General features: G+C 63.3%; 20 protein-coding genes. 11 read left to right on the forward strand and 9 right to left on the reverse strand.

The features are described 5' to 3' along the window. Nucleotides 1-7: 7 nt before the first annotated feature. The 4 genes from OHD62_RS28990 to OHD62_RS29005 form a co-directional block, all read right to left on the reverse strand. Nucleotides 8-193, reverse strand: a complete 186-nt coding sequence (locus OHD62_RS28990; RefSeq protein ID WP_263790248.1) for a hypothetical protein — start codon at nucleotides 191-193, stop codon at nucleotides 8-10. 82 nt (nucleotides 194-275) lie between these two features. Continuing rightward, nucleotides 276-1,139 carry a S49 family peptidase gene (locus tag OHD62_RS28995; protein ID WP_263790249.1) on the reverse strand — a complete coding sequence of 288 codons (864 nt, stop codon included), beginning with the start codon at nucleotides 1,137-1,139 and terminating at the stop codon, nucleotides 276-278. A gap of 82 nt (nucleotides 1,140-1,221) precedes the next feature. Further along, the gene (locus OHD62_RS29000; protein WP_263790251.1) at nucleotides 1,222-2,022 is read right to left on the reverse strand and encodes a tRNA1(Val) (adenine(37)-N6)-methyltransferase; all 801 of its coding nucleotides are present in this window, start codon (nucleotides 2,020-2,022) and stop codon (nucleotides 1,222-1,224) included. Continuing rightward, complete coding sequence (locus tag OHD62_RS29005) at nucleotides 2,022-2,246, reverse strand: DUF2007 domain-containing protein (RefSeq protein ID WP_097575540.1); 225 nt, start codon at nucleotides 2,244-2,246, stop codon at nucleotides 2,022-2,024. The genes OHD62_RS29000 and OHD62_RS29005 overlap by 1 nt, the downstream gene beginning before the upstream one ends. A gap of 161 nt (nucleotides 2,247-2,407) precedes the next feature. On the opposite strand from OHD62_RS29005, the gene OHD62_RS29010 reads away from it, so the two are divergent. Continuing rightward, a complete protein-coding gene (locus OHD62_RS29010; protein WP_263790254.1) occupies nucleotides 2,408-3,424 on the forward strand; it encodes a polyprenyl synthetase family protein in 1,017 nt (338 codons plus the stop codon). 21 nt (nucleotides 3,425-3,445) lie between these two features. Here the strand turns inward: OHD62_RS29010 and OHD62_RS29015 are convergent, their stop codons facing one another. Continuing rightward, nucleotides 3,446-4,918, reverse strand: a complete 1,473-nt coding sequence (locus tag OHD62_RS29015; protein ID WP_263790256.1) for an MFS transporter — start codon at nucleotides 4,916-4,918, stop codon at nucleotides 3,446-3,448. A gap of 103 nt (nucleotides 4,919-5,021) precedes the next feature. Between OHD62_RS29015 and OHD62_RS29020 the strand changes: the two genes are divergently transcribed. The 4 genes from OHD62_RS29020 (at nucleotide 5,022) to OHD62_RS29035 (ending at nucleotide 7,694) form a co-directional block, all read left to right on the forward strand. Beyond that, nucleotides 5,022-5,627, forward strand: coding sequence for a TetR/AcrR family transcriptional regulator (locus OHD62_RS29020; RefSeq protein ID WP_263790258.1), 606 nt, complete (start codon nucleotides 5,022-5,024; stop codon nucleotides 5,625-5,627). A gap of 55 nt (nucleotides 5,628-5,682) precedes the next feature. Further along, the gene (locus OHD62_RS29025; RefSeq protein ID WP_263790260.1) at nucleotides 5,683-6,351 is read left to right on the forward strand and encodes a GntR family transcriptional regulator; all 669 of its coding nucleotides are present in this window, start codon (nucleotides 5,683-5,685) and stop codon (nucleotides 6,349-6,351) included. Nucleotides 6,352-6,676: 325 nt separating this feature from the next. After that, entirely contained in the window at nucleotides 6,677-7,273 is a 597-nt protein-coding gene (locus OHD62_RS29030) for a biotin transporter BioY (protein ID WP_263790262.1), read from the forward strand. 4 nt (nucleotides 7,274-7,277) lie between these two features. Continuing rightward, nucleotides 7,278-7,694 carry a DUF1284 domain-containing protein gene (locus tag OHD62_RS29035; RefSeq protein ID WP_263790264.1) on the forward strand — a complete coding sequence of 139 codons (417 nt, stop codon included), beginning with the start codon at nucleotides 7,278-7,280 and terminating at the stop codon, nucleotides 7,692-7,694. A gap of 45 nt (nucleotides 7,695-7,739) precedes the next feature. Here the strand turns inward: OHD62_RS29035 and OHD62_RS29040 are convergent, their stop codons facing one another. Further along, nucleotides 7,740-8,867, reverse strand: coding sequence for a helix-turn-helix transcriptional regulator (locus OHD62_RS29040; protein WP_263790265.1), 1,128 nt, complete (start codon nucleotides 8,865-8,867; stop codon nucleotides 7,740-7,742). Between the two features lie 285 nt (nucleotides 8,868-9,152). Here OHD62_RS29040 and OHD62_RS29045 point away from each other — a divergent pair, with 285 nt between their 5' ends. Continuing rightward, complete coding sequence (locus tag OHD62_RS29045; RefSeq protein WP_263790687.1) at nucleotides 9,153-10,913, forward strand: tetratricopeptide repeat protein; 1,761 nt, start codon at nucleotides 9,153-9,155, stop codon at nucleotides 10,911-10,913. 52 nt (nucleotides 10,914-10,965) lie between these two features. Here OHD62_RS29045 and OHD62_RS29050 read toward each other — a convergent pair whose 3' ends face one another. Then, entirely contained in the window at nucleotides 10,966-11,427 is a 462-nt protein-coding gene (locus OHD62_RS29050) for a GNAT family N-acetyltransferase (protein WP_263790267.1), read from the reverse strand. A gap of 184 nt (nucleotides 11,428-11,611) precedes the next feature. On the opposite strand from OHD62_RS29050, the gene OHD62_RS29055 reads away from it, so the two are divergent. Beyond that, a complete protein-coding gene (locus OHD62_RS29055; RefSeq protein ID WP_263790269.1) occupies nucleotides 11,612-12,556 on the forward strand; it encodes a glycine--tRNA ligase subunit alpha in 945 nt (314 codons plus the stop codon). Here OHD62_RS29055 and OHD62_RS29060 read toward each other — a convergent pair. Beyond that, nucleotides 12,553-12,735: a hypothetical protein gene (locus OHD62_RS29060; RefSeq protein WP_263790270.1), complete on the reverse strand. Its 183-nt coding sequence runs from the start codon at nucleotides 12,733-12,735 to the stop codon at nucleotides 12,553-12,555. The genes OHD62_RS29055 and OHD62_RS29060 overlap by 4 nt on opposite strands. A gap of 225 nt (nucleotides 12,736-12,960) precedes the next feature. Here OHD62_RS29060 and glyS point away from each other — a divergent pair, with 225 nt between their 5' ends. The 3 genes from glyS to OHD62_RS29075 all read left to right on the forward strand — a co-directional run bounded on the left by glyS (nucleotide 12,961) and on the right by OHD62_RS29075 (nucleotide 16,569). Further along, nucleotides 12,961-15,396: a glycine--tRNA ligase subunit beta gene (gene glyS, locus OHD62_RS29065; protein WP_263790272.1), complete on the forward strand. Its 2,436-nt coding sequence runs from the start codon at nucleotides 12,961-12,963 to the stop codon at nucleotides 15,394-15,396. A gap of 107 nt (nucleotides 15,397-15,503) precedes the next feature. Beyond that, complete coding sequence (locus OHD62_RS29070) at nucleotides 15,504-15,869, forward strand: ATPase (modular protein) (protein WP_263790274.1); 366 nt, start codon at nucleotides 15,504-15,506, stop codon at nucleotides 15,867-15,869. A 253-nt stretch (nucleotides 15,870-16,122) separates the two neighbouring features. Next, entirely contained in the window at nucleotides 16,123-16,569 is a 447-nt protein-coding gene (locus OHD62_RS29075) for a hypothetical protein (protein WP_263790277.1), read from the forward strand. Nucleotides 16,570-16,588: 19 nt separating this feature from the next. Here OHD62_RS29075 and OHD62_RS29080 read toward each other — a convergent pair whose 3' ends face one another. Then, complete coding sequence (locus OHD62_RS29080; RefSeq protein ID WP_263790278.1) at nucleotides 16,589-17,026, reverse strand: hypothetical protein; 438 nt, start codon at nucleotides 17,024-17,026, stop codon at nucleotides 16,589-16,591. Between the two features lie 97 nt (nucleotides 17,027-17,123). Here OHD62_RS29080 and OHD62_RS29085 point away from each other — a divergent pair, with 97 nt between their 5' ends. Then, nucleotides 17,124-18,149: an L-threonylcarbamoyladenylate synthase gene (locus OHD62_RS29085; RefSeq protein WP_412177431.1), complete on the forward strand. Its 1,026-nt coding sequence runs from the start codon at nucleotides 17,124-17,126 to the stop codon at nucleotides 18,147-18,149. The last annotated feature ends 8 nt before the right edge of the window (nucleotides 18,150-18,157 follow it).

Raw genomic sequence — 18,157 nt, forward strand, 5'->3', positions numbered from 1 at the left:
ATGGCGTTCAGTCCTTGGCCAGGCGGTATTCGCCGGTCTTCGGATCCTTGACCAGCGTTCCCATCGTGCCGTTGGTCGCCTGCTTTTCGGTGCGCCGTATCTTGGCTGTCACGCGCTGGGCTTCCCTGACGAAGGAGCGATAACCGACATAGGCGAGCACCCCGACGGTGGCGAAGAAAATGATCTGTGGCATGTCAAACTCCTCCCTCGCAGGGCTGGCGAACGCGGCCAATGGGGTCGGTTAGGACACTATGCTAGACGGTTCCGCTGGTTTTTCAAAGCCCGAAGCGAGCCCACAGCGCGCGCTCTTCCGCCGCATCGATCACGCTGCTAGCAGCGGCAGCGGCGATGTCGGGCGCCGAAAAGCCCTGGCGCGAGCCGAACAGGCCGAACCGCCCGAACAGGCCGCGCGGCGCTGTGATCAGCCTGAGCTGGGTCTTTGCGCCGAAACGGGTCTTCAGCACTCCGCGCATGTCGCCCAGCGCATCGACAAGGCCGAGCTCCAGTCCTTTCTTGCCGGTCCAGAACAGCCCGGTGAACAGGTCGGGATCATCCTTGAGCCTGGTGCCGCGCCGCTCCTTGACGAGATCGATGAAGGTCTCGTGGACCTCGAGCTGCAACGCCTTCAGCCGTTCGACATCCTCCTTCTTCTCGGGCTTGAACGGGTCGAGCACCGCCTTGTTCTGGCCGGCGGTGTGGACGCGGCGCTCGACGCCGATCTTCTTCATCAGTTCGGGAAAGCCGAACGAGGCCGACACCACGCCGATCGAGCCGACGATGGAGGAGGGGTCGGCAAAGATCTCGTCGCCGGCAACCGCGATCATGTAGCCGCCCGACGCCGCGACGTCCTCGACGAAGACCAGAACCTTCTTGTTCTTCTCGCTCGCCAGGTCGCGAATGCGTCTGAAGATCAGCCGCGACTGCACCGGCGAGCCGCCCGGCGAATTGATCGAGATGGCGACCGCGGGTGCGGCGAAGGAGAACGCCTTCTCGATGAGGCCGGCGGTGGAAGCCAGCGACAGGCTCGGCCGGAACTGGCCGCCGCCGGCCATGATGGTGCCGTGCAGCCGGATGACCGGAATGACGACGACGTTCGAGCGCCAGGATTTCGGCAGCAGGTGGTTGAGGAAGCGTTTCACGAGGTCTCCGGTCAACAAGTTGAAGGCATGTAGGGATTCGCCGGCCAACCGCAATGCCGCGACGCCGGCCAGCAGGAATCAGTCAGTCGCCAAACAGCGACACCAGTCCGTTGTTGATCATCTCGGTCCGCTCCGTTGGGTGGTCGCCCGATTGCGCGTGCAACATCAGCGGCGGGCGGATCGATAGTTTTCCGCGTGCGCCGAGCGTTGCCCTGACGACAATGCGGATTGCTGCCGCCTCGGGGCGCGGGTGGACTGCCAGCATTTCGGCGTCGCCGAAACGGCCCGACATCGCGTCGAGAATGGCGCCGAGCTGCTCTGGCCGGGCAATAGTGGCGAGACCGCCGCGTGGCCTAACCACTGCCGCGGCACTTCGGATCCAGTGGTCGAACAGCCCGTCTTCCATCACATGCGCCGCCTTCCTCAGCGGGTCGGGCGTGGCGCGATCCGCGGCGGCGTTGAAGGGCGGGTTCATGATGACGAAATCGAAGGAATTGTCGGCAAGGCCAGCGGCCGTCCGTGCCTGGCCCGACAAGGTGACATCGGCGGCGAGCACGGAGGCGCGGTCGCCGAGATGGGCGTTGCCGGGGTGAGCGAGCGTGGTTGCGGCAAAACCCGCCATTTCAGGCGAACGTTCGACGAGCACCACCTCGGCCGCCGGACAGCGCGACAGCACCGCGAGGCCTGCGGCACCGGCGCCCGCGCCGAAATCGGCGAGCCGGCCAGTAAAGGCGGACGGTACCGAAGCGGCCAGCATCATTGCGTCCATGCCGGCGCGATGGCCACCCTGTTTCGGCTGCACCAGCCAGAAGCGCCCGCGATGGAAGGCATCGACCGTATGGGCCGGCGTATCGCGGACAAAGGTGGCGCGCGACACCGACATTATGTCAGGCGGATCTCGTTGGCGATGCCGGCATCGGTCAGGATGCGCCGCGCCGCGTCGGCCTGATCGGCGTCGACCATGATGCGCCGTGGCAGGATACCGATCGACCCATCGAGCACGCTCATGTTCTGATCGGCCACGAAACAGCCGATGCCGGCGTCGCGCATCAGCGATTCGACAAAGGAGATGATCACGGCATCGTTGGTACGGATGAGCTCTATCATCGGGCGAGGTTCGCAGTTTGCAGCGTTGATGTAAATGTGGATGGACCCAAGCGCCAGAGCACCCGCGCCAATTCGCCTCTTGCCGCCCCCGTGTGTAGCGCCCTAGAGTCCCCTCAAGGGACCAGCATGCCGTCGTGCATATTGAGGTTGGGAGTTTTGTCGTGGGTGTCGTTCTCAACATTGAAAACGGGAAGCGGGACGTTGCGTCCATCAAGGATCTCATCGATCTGACGGCGGCCGACATGGCAAGGGTCAACGAATTGATCCTGTCGAAGGCCGGTTCCGACGTCGAGATGATCCCGGAGGTTGCCAACCATCTGATCTCGTCCGGCGGCAAGCGGCTGCGGCCGATGCTGACGCTCGCCTCGGCCCAGATGTTCGGTTATTCCGGCGAGGGCCACGTCAAGCTCGCCACATCGGTCGAATTCATGCATACGGCCACGCTCCTTCACGACGATGTCGTCGACGAGAGCGGCATGCGGCGTGGCAAGAAGACCGCCCGTATGATCTGGGGCAACCAGGCGAGCGTGCTGGTCGGCGATTTCCTGCTCGGTCAGGCCTTCCGCATGATGGTCGATGTCGGCTCGCTGGAAGCGCTCGACATCCTGTCCAGTGCCGCTTCGATCATCGCCGAGGGCGAGGTGATGCAGCTTGCCGCCGCCAAGAACCTCGAGACCACCGAGGATGAGCATTTCGCTGTCATCAAGGCCAAGACGGCGGCGCTGTTCTCGGCCGCCGCCGAGGTCGGTCCCGTCATCGCCCAGGCGACCCGCAACGATCGCGCGGCACTGCGCTCCTATGGCATGAATCTCGGCCTGGCCTTCCAGTTGATCGACGATGCGCTGGATTATGGCGGCACCAGCAAGGATCTGGGCAAGAATGTCGGCGACGATTTCCGCGAAGGCAAGGTGACGCTGCCAGTCATCCTCGCATATAGGCGCGGCACCAAGGCCGAGCGTACCTTCTGGAAGCGCGCTATCGAGGACAATGTCACCGACGATGCCGGGCTGGAAAAGGCGATCGGCCTGATGACCCGCCACGGGGCGATCGCCGACACGATCGGACGTGCCCGCCATTTCGGCGAGATCGCCCGCGACGCGTTGGCGCCGCTAGAGGCCACGCCGCAGAAGTCGGCGCTGATCGATGTCATCGATTTCTGCATCAGCCGGGTGAACTGAGAAGCGTCACCCGGGTGCCGGCTACTTCGCTCTTCCTGGCAGGACCATCGCGGCGAGCAGGCTGATCACTATGCCTGCCGCTGCGAGCCAGAAGGCTACCTGTATGCCGTCGGCTATCGCGGCTTTCAGTGCATCGCCCGTCAGCCCGCTGGTATGGCTGTTGGCAATCGCGATCAATGTCGCCATGCCGATCGCATTGCCGATGTTGAGCGTCGTGCAGGCCATTCCCGAGGCAACGCCCTGTTCGTCGTGAGCCACGCCCGAAGCGGCCGCGATCCACATGGCGGTCCAGACGATGCCTTGCCCGACACCGGAGATGACCAGGCCAGGAACGATGGCGGCATAGCTGCTTTCGGCTGAAGCCCCCAGAACCATCAAGGCTGTGCCAGCAGCCCCGACGACCATGCCGCCGACTAAGGTTGAGCGTGTCGAAAAGCGCGTCGCCAGGCGTTCGCCTAGTTGCGTGCCGGTGGCGATGGCGATCGATGGCACCAGGAACGCCAGGCCCGTCTGCAGGGCGGTGAAGCCGTGCACGGTCTGCAACAACACGGTGAGGAAGTAGGGTAGGGCTCCGAACGTTCCCATATAGAGGAAGGTGATCGTCATGCCGGCGACAAGGCTGCGATTTTGGAATAGGCGAAGCGGCATCAGCGGGTCGGCGCTCCTTGCCTCGATCATGGTGAAGACGATCAGGAACAGGGCTGCCAGCAGGGCGCTTGCGAGGATCGTCGGTGAAGCCCAGCCATAGTCCGGTCCCTGAACCAGCGTGAAAACCAGCAGTGTGGCTCCGGCGGTAACGGTCAGCGCGCCCGGCAGGTCGAAGTTGCGGTGCTCATGTCGCTTCGGATCGCTCGGGATGATGGCAAAAGCAGCGACGATGGCGATCCCGGCCAGCACCACATTGACATAGAACACGGCCGGCCAGCCGAAGGCACCGGTGAGGAACCCTCCCGCCAGTGAACCGAGCGTCAGGCCGCTTGCCCCGGCGCCGCCCCAGACCGCGAGCGCCCGGTTGCGCTCCGGTCCCTCGGCGAACAGGCGGTTGATCAGCGACAATGTCGCTGGAAACAGGAAGGCAGCGCCGATGCCTTGCACGGCACGTGCCGCGATGATGATCCAGGGCGACCAGGCGAGACCGCCAAGCAGCGACGAAAGCGCATAGAGCCAGAGCGCGAGGATAAACACCCGGCGCTGGCCCACGAGGTCGGCGGCGCGGCCGCCGAACAGCAGGAAGCCGCCGGTGAAGACGGTGTAGGCGCTCACCACCCATTGCAGTGTCTGGGCCGAAAAGCCGAGGCTGGAGCCGATCTCCGGCAGCGCCACGAAGACGATGTTGAGGTCGAGCGCGATGATGAGCTGGGCGAAGGCAAGCAACGCCAGCGTTGCGCCGCGCCTCGTATCGATCCCCCCGCCTGTTGCCGTCACCCCGCCTGTTTCAATCACCCCGCCTGTTTCAATCACATTGAGTGGCGCTCCTTGGTCCAATGAACTCATGTCGGTCTCCATTCCATGATTCTTTATCGATTGACAAAGAATTAGAATTTGCAATCCGGAGTCAAGCGGATTATTTGTTGATCGATAAAAAATGGAGTCCGCCGTGGCAGGAAGGCCGAGGGAGTTCGATCGGGATCAGGCGTTGGAGAAAGCGCGCGACGCCTTTTGGACGCGCGGTTACGAAGGCGTTTCGATGGCTGATCTCGTCTCGGCGCTTGGCATTGCTTCGGCCCGTATCTATGCCGCCTTCGGCTCGAAGGAGGAGCTGTTTCGGGAAGCCGTCAGCCTTTACGAAGCCAATGAGGGCGGCTTCGCCACCCGCGCACTTGCCGAAGAGGCGACCGTCCGGCGCGTCATCGAACGGATGCTGCGCGAGGCTGTCGAAACCTACACCAGGCCGGGGCAGCCGCAAGGCTGCATGGTGGTGTCGGCGGCAACCAACTGCGCTGCCGAAAACGACGGCGTGCTTAACTGGCTGGCGGAGCATCGCCTGGCACGCACCGCATCGATCATCGAGCGGTTGCAGCAGGGCGTTCGGGATGGCGAGCTGAAGCCGGACACGGATGCCGAGACGCTTGGCGATTACTACGCCACGCTTATGCATGGCCTCTCGGTGCAGGCGCGCGATGGCGTGCCGAAACAGCGGCTCGGCGAGTTGATCACCGTGGCGATGCAGGCGTTGGATGCCAGACTTTCGCAGAAACTGTGAAATTCACGGATCGTGGCGTATCGACAATCCATCGCACAGCAAATTATCTATAAAAATGGCAAAGACCGCAGACGACACCATCGCCGTCCGCATCAGCAAGGTGCTGGCGGATCGCATCATATCCGGCGTCATCGAGCCGGGGGCTCGGCTGCGGCAGGATCACATTGCCGAGGAATTCCAGACCAGCCATGTTCCGGTACGCGAGGCTTTCCGGCGTCTTGAGGCGCAAGGCCTGGCGACCGGCGAGCCGCGCCGCGGCGTGCGCGTCGCATCCTTTGATCTCGGCGAGGTCAGGGAAGTCGCCGAGATGCGGGCCGCACTCGAAGTGCTGGCGCTGCGCCACGCCGCGCCGCATCTGACAGCGGCTATCCTTGATCTCGCCGAGGAGGCGACCAAGGCCGGCGATAAGTCTCGCGACGTCCGTTCCTGGGAAGAGGCCAACCGCACTTTCCACCGGTTGATCCTGGCGCCATGCGGCATGCCGCGTCTGCTCGCCACCATCGACGACCTGCACGCGGCGAGCGCCCGCTTCCTGTTCGCCGCCTGGCGATCGGAGTGGGAGATCCGCACCGATCAGGATCACCGGGCAATCCTGAGTGCGCTCCGGCAAGGCAACACCGAATCGGCCGCCGCCACGCTCGGCCGGCATGTGCAGTGGATCGGCCAGAAGCCGGTCAAAACCGCCTCCGGCAGGACGCGGGACGCCTTCGCTATCGTCGGATAGACCAAGCGAGGTCGGCAGCATGACGTTTCGCGATCAGGCCGAGGTGTCCGATCCGTAGGCAACGAACGTTGGGATCTCGGATCAGGCGGCAGCCTGTCTGAGCGGATTTCTCCAGGCCATTTAATCGCTCTGCAGCGATCCTTCACACCCCCCTCTGTCATGCCAGGGGGGCTGTCCCGCCGGTCTTCTCAGTGTCCTGTATCACGACGCTCAAAAGCCCAGTCCTTTTCCAAACCGGGCTTGCCATCTCCGCAGAAATATGGATTCGATAATAGATCGAATATAAAAATTATCTATAATTTGTAACCAGCCGAGGGAATCCACCGTGACCAACATCGCCTTTTCATCCCGCAAACCGTCCTTCAGCCCGCTGCGCCTGCAAGACCGCTCCCTCGGTTGGCAGGTCGGAGCCGTCGTCCTCGGCACGCTGTTTCTGGCGCTGTCGTCCTATATCGAGATGCCGATGGTGCCGGTGCCGGTCACCATGCAGACCTTTGCCGTCACGCTGATCGGCGCCCTCTATGGCTGGCGGCTTGGCGCTATCACCATCGCGGCCTGGCTTGTCGAGGGTGCGGTGGGCTTTCCGGTGCTGGCCGGCGGCGCAGCCGGCGTGCAGCATTTCCTTGGGCCAACCGGCGGCTATCTCTTTGCCTTCCCGCTCACCGGCGCACTGGTCGGCTGGCTGGCCGAACGCGGCTGGAACGGCAACCGGGTCGTGCTGGCCTTTGTCGCCATGCTGCTTGGCAACCTCGCTTGCCTGGTTCTCGGCACGGCGTGGCTCGCCGTCATGATCGGTCTCGAAAAGGCCGTCACTTTCGGCTTTCTGCCGTTCATCGTCGGCGGCTTGCTCAAGTCGGCGCTCGGCGCCGCGACGTTGAAGCTGTGTGCCGGCAACAAGGCGGATCAGATCGATCCCTCCTGAAGCGATGACCGTCAGGCTGCGCTCCCACCACCTGCTTTGCCTGCTGACCTATGTCGGCAAGGGCTACAGCGCCGCCTTCACGGCAAACTATGACAAGATCGTGGAGCGTCTTGGCCGGGGCGAGGATATCCTGATCGTCTCCGGCCCGGACGACATCTGCGCTCCGCTGCTCGACGAGCCGGAGCCGCATTGCCTGGGCGAAAGCGCGGCCGAGCGGGATCGGCTTGCGGCGCGCGACGTCGGAAACTTGCTGGCTCGGCCGATTCAGCCTGGCGCCCGCGTCAGCTTCGATACCGGAATTTTGGCCACGATGCGCGAGGCCTTTTCGGCCGGGCACACACGCCAGGCATGCCAGGGCTGCGAATGGGTCGGGCTGTGCAGCGCCGTCTCCGCCAGCTTCTATCGCGGTACCCGGTTCTAACGCATGTCGCCGCCCAATCGGCCAGCCTGCAAACATGCCTGCGGCCTACAAAAACGACCGCGCGCTCTTCAGCAGCGCCACGAGCTGGCTTTGGCGGTTGGTCCCGGTCTTTCGGAAGATTCGTTCGAGATAGGAGCGGGCCGATTTGACGGCGACGCCGACCTCCATGGCCGCTTCCTGCGTGGAACGGCCCGAGGCAAGCGCCGTGGCGAGCCGGGCTTCCGCCGGCGTCAGGTCGAACAGGGCCGAAAGGATACTCGGCGAGGGCATGTTGGCGTCAGCGTTTACCGTCGCCGCGATGACGAGAATATCGGCGCCCGAAAAAATGTCGTGCGCCGCGCGGCGCAGCGGCATCAGGTGAACGATCAGCCCGGCCCGCTCCTGCACGGCCGGGACGGGGATGGAACGCACGGCGCGGTCATCCCTGTTTTGCGCGATGGCTTGCTGGAAAAGCGCGTTCGCCGGTTCGTCGGCAAGCGCCATGCCGCCATGAGACAGGAAGATGTCAGCCATCTTTTCCAGCAGGCTGTTGGCCGACAGCACGCGACCAGACTCGCCGATAACCGCTGCCGGCAGTCCCATATCGCCGAGGACGGAAACGGCCGTGCTTGCCCGTTCCAGACCCAGACGCCGGGCTATGAGGCCAGCGCGTGCCAGATGCGGACGCAGCCCGTTCAAAAGGTCGATCGCCGCCTCATCGTAGTCGCCATCCTTCAGCCAACGCTGGAAGACAAACAGGGCAAGCTCTCCGCCAGGCATGGAAATCGATGTGCAGACAGGCGACCCGACGCCGAACGGTCTGGCGCTGGCATAAAGCGGATCGCGCCCGATTTCTTGGCCGGTCATGAAATCGTCTATCCGCACAAAACTTGCGGGCCTGGCGCTGCATATGCGCTGCACGCTCTCGGAAAATCTCCAATTGTTGTCCGCCATGAACGCGTCGAGCAGGGGCTGGAGATGCGCTTCGCCAATAGCGCGAACCGGCGAATGGTCGCTGACCACGAAAATCGCGCCGCCCGCCGAGCGCGAGAGCGCGCTGGCCGCTTCCAGCGCATCCGGCCACAGCTCGGTAGCGAAAGCCGCTTCATAGATCCGATCGGCAATGGCGAAGGCTTGCTCGTCCTGCGGCATCTTCAGCATCGGCATCTCTCTGAGCGAAACAAGCGCATCCATCTGCATGCACCACGCGTCATTCCGTTGCGGCAGTTTTCAACTCCTGCCGCTTACGCATCGCTTACGGGAATATCGAAGGCATTGAAGTGAACAACGTCACATTGGAACGTCGCGTGGCGATATTCGAAGACGCTTTTTCGCTTGTCGCATGCTTTCTTAAGCGCATGACCCGATTGTGAATTCGGGCCGGATTGATGCTTGACCCAAAAAAGGCCATGCTTTGCCCGGAAAAGATCGAGTCTACGGTGACCCCGCTGATGCGGAGCCCAGGCTGAAAGGGATATGATGCGGCAAGGATGTGCGCGCTGGCTGGCAGGGCTGGCAATTGTGACGGCTATGGCGGTGTCCGATCTGCCGGCCTATGCCAAACAGGCCACCGAACCGGTCAAGATCACATCCTTCTCGGGCGCTTATCTCGCCGCGCGGGTCGCCGAAGGCGACAATGATCTCGACAGCGCCATCACCTATTACAAGCAGGCGCTCGCCTTCGACCCCAGCGACACCTCGTTGCAGCAGAGCCTGATGCTGTCGCTGATCGCGCAGGGACGCTTCGACGAATCCCTGGTCTATGCCGACAAGCTCAAGACGGTTCCCGACGTCGAGCGATTCTCGCGCCTGGCGCTCGCCGTCGGTTCCTTCCACAAGAAGGACTTCCCCAAGGCTGAGTACTGGCTCAAGCTTTCGCTCGAATCCGATCTCGACCGGTTGATCTCGGGCATCATGACCGGCTGGGCCAAGCAGGGCGCCGGCGACAGCAGCGATGCCCTGGCCTTCGTCGACAAGCTGCAGGGGCCGGACTGGTTCGGCCTGTTCAAATCCTTCCATCGCGCGCTGATCGCCGATGCCTCGGGCCTGCCCGAAAAGGCGGATGAACTCTATGCCGCGACCTTGGCTGACACCACGGCCGGCGGTGCTGCGCCCGAGACCTGGCTGCGCAACGCGCAGGCCTACGCCTCCTTCCTCGCCCGCAAGGGCGACAAGGACAAGGCACTTTCCGTCCTCGACCAGGCCGAGACGTTTGCGCCGGGCAAGGTGGAAATCGCTGCCCTCCGCGACAAGATCACCAAGGGCGAGAAGGTCGAACCCTTTGTTGCCGGTCCGTCGGACGGTGCCTCGGAAATCCTGCTCGATCTCGCCACCGCGCTCAATCGCGGCGGTGGTGAGCCGTTCGTGCGCCTCTATCTGCAATACGCCCTGGCGCTGAAGCCCGACAGCGACGCGGCACTCGTCCAGCTTGCGGCCGTCGCCGAACAGTTGAAGGACGGCGATGGCGCCATTGCCTTGTATCGCCGCATTCCGGCCACTTCGCCGCTGAAGGAGCTTTCGGACCTGCAGCTCGGCCTCAACCTTGCCGATCTCGACCGCCATAACGAGGCGGTCACCCATCTGAAAGCCCTGGTCGACGCTCACCCCGACGACATGCGCGCCTATCTGGCGCTCGGCGGCGTCTACTCCTCGAAGGAGGATTTCCGCTCCGCCGCCAATCTCTACGACAAGGCGGTGGAGGTGCTGAAGACGCCCACCGGCGCCAACTGGAACATCTTCTATCAGCGCGGCATCGCCTATGAGCGGTTGAAGGAATGGCCGAAGGCCGAGCCGAATTTCCGCAAGGCGCTGGAATTGTTCCCCGACCAGCCGCAGGTTCTGAACTATCTCGGCTATTCCTGGGTCGACATGAACATGAACCTCAAGGAAGGCCTTCAGATGATCCAGAAGGCCGTCGATCTGAGGCCAAGCGACGGCTACATCGTCGATTCGCTGGGCTGGGCCTATTACCGCCTTGGCAGGTTCGACGACGCCGTGCGTGAAATGGAGCGGGCCGTGTCGCTGAAGCCGGAAGATCCGGTGCTGAACGATCACCTCGGCGACGCCTACTGGCGCGTCGGCCGCAAGCTGGAAGCCACCTTCCAGTGGAACCAGGCCCGCGACCTGAAGCCGGACCCCGACGTGTTGGCCGCTGTGCAGCAGAAGCTTTTGAAGGGCCTGCCGCCGATCGAATCCAACACCGCGCAGGAAACCCCGAAGGCAAAGCCGCCGAAGGGCTGAATACTTCTGAATTCGATTACGCGGGGCTCGAAGTCAGGCCCCGCTTCTGTTTTCAGAACAGCTTTCGGTAGACGACAAAGCCGGAGCGGTCACCGACCTTGTCGTAAAGCTTCATCGCCGAGTGATTGGTTTCATGCGTCAGCCAGTAGACCCGGCCCGAGCCGGCGGCTTTGGCGCGGTCGTAAACGCCTTCGATCAGAGCTCTGCCGACGCCTTTTCCACGCCAAGCCTCGGTGGTGAAAAGATCCTGCAAATAGCAATTCGGCGCGATCGACGTGGTGCTGCGGTGGTAGAGATAGTGCACCTGGCCGAGAAGCTGCCCGTCGGTCTCGGCGACGAGCGCATGCACCGGCTCATAGACGTCGAAGAAGCGAGACCAGGTCATATCGGTAATTTCTTTTGGCAGAGCGGTAGTGCCTGAGCGGCCGTAGAATGCGTTGTAGCCATCCCATAGCGGCAACCATTGGTCGAAATCCTGTCGCGTGACAGGGCGGATGGTGATCGGACTGGGCATTGCTGAACCTGCTGTCTCTGAACCGTGGTGCCGGGGCAGCAGACTGCAGCCACCGATGGCGGGCAATGGGCCAGCACCTGGCAAAGCGACACGCCTCAGGTCAGCTGCGGCCGGCCCTTTGCCTTGACGCTTGCGGGTGGGCCCTCTAGGGAGGACCGCATCCCACCGCTCCGCCGAGGCCGCCGTGACTGTCGCCATACCCGCCCATATGCATCCTAGCCGCTCATTTCAGGGGCTGATCCTGACCCTGCACAATTACTGGGCGGACTATGGCTGCGTCATCCTCCAGCCCTACGACATGGAAGTCGGCGCCGGCACCTTCCATCCGGCGACAACGCTGCGCGCGCTGGGGCCCAAGCGCTGGAACGCGGCCTATGTCCAGCCCTCGCGCCGGCCAAAGGATGGGCGCTACGGCGAGAATCCGAACCGGCTGCAGCACTATTACCAGTATCAGGTGATCCTGAAGCCGAACCCGCCCAATCTGCAGGAGCTCTATCTTGGCTCGCTCAAGGTCATCGGCGTCGATCCGCTGCTGCATGACATCCGCTTCGTCGAGGACGATTGGGAAAGCCCGACGCTGGGCGCCTGGGGACTGGGCTGGGAGTGCTGGTGCGACGGCATGGAAGTCTCGCAATTCACCTATTTCCAGCAGGTCTGCGGCATCGAATGCGCGCCGGTGGCGGGCGAGCTCACCTACGGGCTGGAGCGGCTGGCCATGTATGTACAGGGCGTCGACAATGTCTACGACCTCAACTTCAACGGTCGCGAAGGCGCCGACAGGGTGACCTATGGCGACGTCTTCCTGCAGGCCGAGCAGGAATATTCGCGCCACAATTTCGAATTCGCCGACACGGCGATGCTGCTGCGGCACTTTGACGACGCCGAGGCCGAGTGCAAGGCGCTGCTCGATGCCGGCGCGCCCGCGCCAAGCGACAATCTGGCGATGCACCGCATGGTGTTTCCCGCCTATGACCAGTGCATCAAGGCCAGCCACGTCTTCAACCTGCTCGATGCGCGCGGCGTGATTTCGGTCACCGAGCGCCAGAGCTACATCCTGCGGGTGCGCAATCTGGCCAAGGCCTGTGGCGAGGCGTTTCTGCTGACGCAGGCCGGCGGGCTGGCGGCCTAGTTTAGGGCGTTTTGTGCAATTTCGAGCGGAGTGGCGGTAGGCGGCATGCTCTGGCTGTTCGCACCGTCCATGGTCCGCAGCGCCTGCCTCACACCCGGCATCGCGAACGTGCCATGGACCTGCGCGGCAAAGCAGGCGCTGAGTGCGAGGATCTGCAGGAATGTCGATGCCGTTTTCATTGTCGTTAAGCCAATAGCTCTCTGCCTGAGCGTGGGTCGCTTCAGCGCTGCGTTCGGTTCATGGAAATCTTTGACCCAAGGACGAGCGGGTTTGCCTCGGCCCGACAGTCCGTCGAATTTTTTCGGAAATCGCCGCCAGATGCTCCGATGTTGCGCGGAAGGGTGACAGCGGCCAGCCGAGTTGCTATGCCCCGCGCGGACCATTTTGCCGCGTGAGCCCCATCAATGCCCGACCTGCTTCTAGAACTCCGCTCGGAAGAGATCCCAGCCCGCATGCAGCGCAAGGCTGCGGGCGATCTCAGGAAGATGCTGACCGACGGTCTTGTCGAGGCGGGCCTGACCTATGAGGCAGCGCGCGAATACTGGACGCCGCGGCGTCTGACGCTCGATATCAGGGGCCTCACCGCACGCTCGAAGGATGTTCACGAGGAGATAAAAGGCCCCTCGACCAAGGCGCCCGAACAGGCCGTCCAGGGTTTCCTGCGCAAGGCCGGTCTTGCCTCGGTCGCCGAGGCGCATGTCCATGCCGACCCGAAGAAGGGCGATTTCTATGTCGCCCATATCTCCAGGCCGGGCAGGGCGGCGGAACAAATCATTGCCGATCTTGTGCCAGGCATCATCCGCAATTTCCCGTGGCCGAAATCGATGCGGTGGGGGCCGGCCTCGGCAAAGCCGGGCTCGTTGCGCTGGGTGCGGCCGCTGCAATCGATCCTCTGCACCTTCGGCCCCGAGACCGAGGAGCCGGTGGTGGTCGATTTCGAGATCGACGGCATCCGCTCCGGCAATGTCACCTACGGCCATCGCTTCCTCGCGCCGGGCGAAATCACCGTGCGCCGCTTCGACGATTATGTGAGCAAGCTGGAAGCGGCCAAGGTCGTGCTCGATGCCGACCGGCGCAAGGAGATCATCCTTGCCGACGCCCGCAACCTTGCCTTCGCCAACGGGCTCGATCTCGTCGAGGACGAGGGGTTGCTGGAAGAAGTGTCCGGGCTGGTCGAATGGCCGGTCGTTCTGATGGGCGAATTCGAGCAGGATTTCCTGGCAATACCCGCCGAGGTTATCCGGCTGACCATCCGCGCCAACCAGAAGTGTTTTGTCACCAGGCCGCAGGGCGCGGGCGAGGATCTGTCCAACCGCTTCATCCTCACCGCCAATATCGGGGCCAAGGATGGCGGCAAGGAGATTGCGCACGGCAACGGCAAGGTGGTGCGCGCGCGTCTCTCCGACGCGCTCTATTTCTGGACGACCGACCAGGGCGACCTGCCCGATCTCGACCAGCTCAAGGCCTCGGCCGAAAAATTCGGACTCGATCTCAAGAAGCCGCTCGACCAGCGCATGGCTCGGCTGGATCATCTCAACGTGACGTTCCATGCCAAGCTCGGCACGCAGGGCGAACGGGTGGAGCGCATCAAGCGGCTGGCGGAAGAACTGGCGCCGATCGTGGCGAAGGGGATCTCCCCCCTTGAGGGGGAGATGGCCGGCAGGCCAGAGGGGGTCGCATCGCGTAAAGCGCCGGCATCCTCTGTCCACAATAGGGAGTCGCATCAGGACGTGCCGCCCCCCTCTGTCGCCTTCGGCGACATCTCCCCCTCAAGGGGGGAGATTCCAGCGCTCGCACGCCGCGCCGCGGTCCTGGCCAAGGCCGATCTCACGACCGAAGTGGTCGGCGAATTCCCGGAACTCCAGGGCGCCATGGGCCGCAAATACGCGCTGCTGCAGGGCGAGCATCCGTCCGTCGCCGCCGCGATCGAGGAACACTACAAGCCGCAAGGCCCGTCAGACCGCGTGCCGACCGATCCGGTTTCGATTGCCGTCGCGCTCGCCGACAAGCTCGACACGCTGGTCGGCTTCTGGGCAATCGACGAAAAGCCGACCGGGTCGAAGGACCCCTATGCGCTCAGGAGGGCGGCGCTCGGAGTGGTGAGGACGCTGGTCGAGAACAGTATCCGATTGGGGCTAGTACCCGTCTTTGGCCGTGCCTCCAGGAGCTACGCGGGTGGCAATGCGTCTCAAACTTCCGACCTCCTCGCTTTCTTCCACGATCGCCTGAAGGTTTACCTCCGCGACCAGGGCGCTCGCCATGATCTGATTGATGCGGTGCTGGCGCCGCGCCCAATCTCCCCCCTTGAGGGGGAGATGTCGCCGAAGGCGACAGAGGGGGTCCTCTCGCGTGGATCGGCGACCCCCTCTGCCCTTCCGGGCATCTCCCCCTCAAGGGGAGAGATTGGCCAATCACCGAACGACGATCTCCTGCAAATCGTCCGCCGGGTCGAAGCGCTCGGCTCCTTCCTCGACACTGAGGACGGCAAGAACCTGCTCGCCGGCACCAAGCGCGCCGCAAACATCCTGGCCGCGGAGGAGAAGAAGAAAACAGTGATTGCCGACCATGTTGAGCCGGCGCTGTTCCGGGAAGCGGCCGAGAAATCGCTGTTTACCGCGGTGAATCAAGCTGAGAGGCAAGCCGGCGAAGCGATTCGAAACGAAGACTTTTCCGCCGCCATGCTGGCGCTTAGCGTGTTGCGCGAGCCGGTTGATTCATTCTTCGAGCAAGTGCTCGTAAATGACGAGGATCAGGCCGTCCGCGCCAATCGCCTGGCATTGCTCGCCCGCATCCGGGCAGCCACCGATCAGGTCGCCGATTTTTCCAGGATCGCGGGCTGAATTAGCAGAAAAAATCTTGCTGGGCCGGCCTTCCAGCCGGCTTACAGTCATATGACGATGATCTCTCCGTGGCAAAAGGACATGTTCCCCAACCCACGGAGGCTTCCATGAATTCCGCTCACGAAATCGAAGTGACAGAAGAAACCCCGGCCCCCGCCGAGGCGCTTGATTCCGCTTCCGAAACGACGCTCGACCAGGCCGCCGCCGCAGTGGTCGAGGCCGCCTACCTGTCTGACGACGAGCAGGAAGGCGACGACGAAGACAGCGAAGAATCGGAAGAGGAAGGCGATGAAGACGAAGAAGCCGCTACCCTCTCGGACGATGAGGACGACGAAGACGAAGATGATGACGACGATGACAAGGAAGACGACGACAGCGTAAAGGCCGAAGCCGACGACGCTGACGAAGAAAACGATGAAGAAGAATCCGAAGAGGCGTCCACCGACGAGGCGGACAAAGAGGTCGCTGCCTGAGATTTTTCAGGCGCCAGAATGAATAGAGCGGGATGCGTGCATCCCGCTCTATTCATTTGTTTTGGTCGCATTTGTCCGGTGCCAGGCGATTTCACTTGGCGGCAAAATGCTCTTGGATTTTTACGGCAAAGGAATTTGAGCTAAGCTGGCGCATCCCTGCCACGCTGGAGCAACACGCCTTATGGCCGAACGTCCGAGTGGAGGTGAAAGCAACGGTACTGCCGCAAGCAGTCCTGCCGACGATGACCCTCGTATGGCGTTCATCTATCAGGAGGCGGTGAGAGGTCTTACGCAGCAGCAGAACCTCGTCGAGAACATGAGTACCCGCGCCGGGAGCCTTATCTTTGCCACCGCATTCGCCAATTCATTGCTCGGCGGCGCGGCCCTTGCCAACGGGCTCGGGCTTTGGGACTGGATCGCGGTGGCCCTGCTGTTCGGCATCGGCGGGCTGATCGTCTTCATGCTTTGGCCGTACCACCAATACACATTCCGCTTCGACCCGGAAGAACTGCTCCATCAGTATGTCGATAGCGACAGGCCGACAACGATGTCGACCATGCGCCGCGCGCTTGCCCTTCGCATCAAGGCGGACATGGCCAGCAACTGGCGAATCCAGCGGCTCCGGGTGGCGTTGCAGATTGCGCTGCTGTTTCTGTTGTTCGATATCCTGGCCTGGCTTTTGGCGATTGCGGGCGTTTGAGCCGGAAGCGCTTCGAACTCTATTTGGCCGTGTCGGTCTCGGGGATGGGAGTCGGCTGCGGCGTCGCGGGCGGGCTGTTCGCCGCTTCCGTCTTGTTGCCGGATCCTGCCTGAGGTGCCGCGGCAGTGGTGGCCGGTGCTGGTATGGAAAAGTCGCCGCCGACAATACCGCCGCGAATGATCATCAGGCCCGGCATGAAACCGCGTTTGAGCTCGGGCTGGTTCGGGATCGCCGCGACCTTTTCATAGGTGACGTCGGGCTCAGCCGCGCCGAGCGCCACGACCGATGGCGTTGAGTGGCCGGCCTGGTTCTCGGCCATCGTCACCGTCTCGGGCGCGCCGAGCTTGACGACCGATGGCGTCGAAGACGGTGCGCCGAGAACGATGATGGACGAAGCCTGCGCTTCGCCCGCCGCCAGGATGAAACCAAGCGCTCCAAGAATGCGCACCGAGACCATGATAATTCCCCTTGCCCTAGAAGCCTGCACCATACTGTGCGGTGATTGATGCGGGCTTGCGGGGAAGCGTGGCATTTTAGCGATCGAGGATTCGCTCATGGCCGGACTTGCCCCACGGCCGCCGCCGTACTACGCAGCCGGCATCTGTGAGGTAACGACCGTGGTTGAAATACGCGCCGTCGGCGATGCGATGGAAATGGCGCTGGCGCTGCTGGAAGGCGGCGAGGTCGTCGCCATCCCGACAGAGACCGTCTATGGGCTGGCCGCAGATGCGACCAATGGCGTCGGCGTGGCGCGCATCTTCGAGGCCAAGGGCCGGCCGCGCTTCAATCCGCTGATCGCCCATGTTGCCGACCTGGCGATGGCCGAGCGCATCGCGCTGTTCGACCCGTTGTCGAAACGGCTGGCGCAGGCATTCTGGCCGGGGCCGCTGACGCTTGTGCTGCCGCAACGCCCCGGCAATGACATTCATCCGCTGGTCACCGCGGGGCTGGAGACGATCGCGCTGCGCATGCCCCGGGGGTTTGGCGGCGAGCTCATCGCAAGGCTCGGCCGCCCGCTTGCTGCGCCCAGCGCCAATTCCTCGGGCAAGATCAGCGCGACGACGGCTGAAGCCGTTGCAGCCGATCTCGGCCCAAAAATCAAATTGGTGGTCGATGGCGGGGCAACACCGGTTGGATTGGAATCGACGATCGTCAAGGTTGAAGGCGAAAGATTGCGGCTGCTGAGGCCGGGTGGTATTGCCGCTGGCGACATAGAAGCTGCCGCCGGCATGCCGCTGCTGCGCGGCGCGGTGGGCATCGAGGCGCCAGGCATGCTGGCCTCGCACTACGCGCCGGGCGCCGCGGTGCGCGTCAACGCTCGGAAAATCGCCAAGGGCGAGGCCTTGCTGGCCTTCGGCGGCCGCCGCGCCGAGGGCTGGCAAGACGCTGCCGCCCTGCGCAACCTGTCGGTGTCAGGCGATCTGCGCGAGGCGGCGAGCAACCTTTTTGCCCATTTGCAGGATCTCGATCGCAGCGGCGCCAAGACCATCGCTGTCGAGCCTATCCCGTTCGATGGGCTGGGCGAGGCGATCAACGACCGGCTGTCGCGCGCCGCCGCCCCTCGTGACAAGATCGACTGAGCACAATA

Source organism: Mesorhizobium sp. YC-39, from assembly GCF_025753795.1.
In the GTDB taxonomy this organism is placed as follows: domain Bacteria; phylum Pseudomonadota; class Alphaproteobacteria; order Rhizobiales; family Rhizobiaceae; genus Mesorhizobium.

Excerpts from the sequence above, each read along its gene's own strand:
- OHD62_RS28990 (WP_263790248.1), bottom strand. The coding sequence starts at position 193 with ATGCCACAGATCATTTTCTTCGCCACCGTCGGGGTGCTCGCCTATGTC.
- OHD62_RS29000 (WP_263790251.1), bottom strand. The coding sequence starts at position 2,022 with ATGTCGGTGTCGCGCGCCACCTTTGTCCGCGATACGCCGGCCCATACG.
- OHD62_RS29005 (WP_097575540.1), bottom strand. The coding sequence starts at position 2,246 with ATGATAGAGCTCATCCGTACCAACGATGCCGTGATCATCTCCTTTGTC.
- OHD62_RS29015 (WP_263790256.1), bottom strand. The coding sequence starts at position 4,918 with ATGAGTTCATTGGACCAAGGAGCGCCACTCAATGTGATTGAAACAGGC.
- OHD62_RS29025 (WP_263790260.1), top strand. The coding sequence starts at position 5,683 with ATGGCAAAGACCGCAGACGACACCATCGCCGTCCGCATCAGCAAGGTG.
- OHD62_RS29035 (WP_263790264.1), top strand. The coding sequence starts at position 7,278 with ATGACCGTCAGGCTGCGCTCCCACCACCTGCTTTGCCTGCTGACCTAT.
- OHD62_RS29040 (WP_263790265.1), bottom strand. The coding sequence starts at position 8,867 with ATGGATGCGCTTGTTTCGCTCAGAGAGATGCCGATGCTGAAGATGCCG.
- OHD62_RS29045 (WP_263790687.1), top strand. The coding sequence starts at position 9,153 with ATGCGGCAAGGATGTGCGCGCTGGCTGGCAGGGCTGGCAATTGTGACG.
- OHD62_RS29050 (WP_263790267.1), bottom strand. The coding sequence starts at position 11,427 with ATGCCCAGTCCGATCACCATCCGCCCTGTCACGCGACAGGATTTCGAC.
- OHD62_RS29060 (WP_263790270.1), bottom strand. The coding sequence starts at position 12,735 with ATGAAAACGGCATCGACATTCCTGCAGATCCTCGCACTCAGCGCCTGC.
- glyS (WP_263790272.1), top strand. The coding sequence starts at position 12,961 with ATGCCCGACCTGCTTCTAGAACTCCGCTCGGAAGAGATCCCAGCCCGC.
- OHD62_RS29070 (WP_263790274.1), top strand. The coding sequence starts at position 15,504 with ATGAATTCCGCTCACGAAATCGAAGTGACAGAAGAAACCCCGGCCCCC.
- OHD62_RS29075 (WP_263790277.1), top strand. The coding sequence starts at position 16,123 with ATGGCGTTCATCTATCAGGAGGCGGTGAGAGGTCTTACGCAGCAGCAG.
- OHD62_RS29080 (WP_263790278.1), bottom strand. The coding sequence starts at position 17,026 with ATGGTCTCGGTGCGCATTCTTGGAGCGCTTGGTTTCATCCTGGCGGCG.
- OHD62_RS29085 (WP_412177431.1), top strand. The coding sequence starts at position 17,124 with ATGGCCGGACTTGCCCCACGGCCGCCGCCGTACTACGCAGCCGGCATC.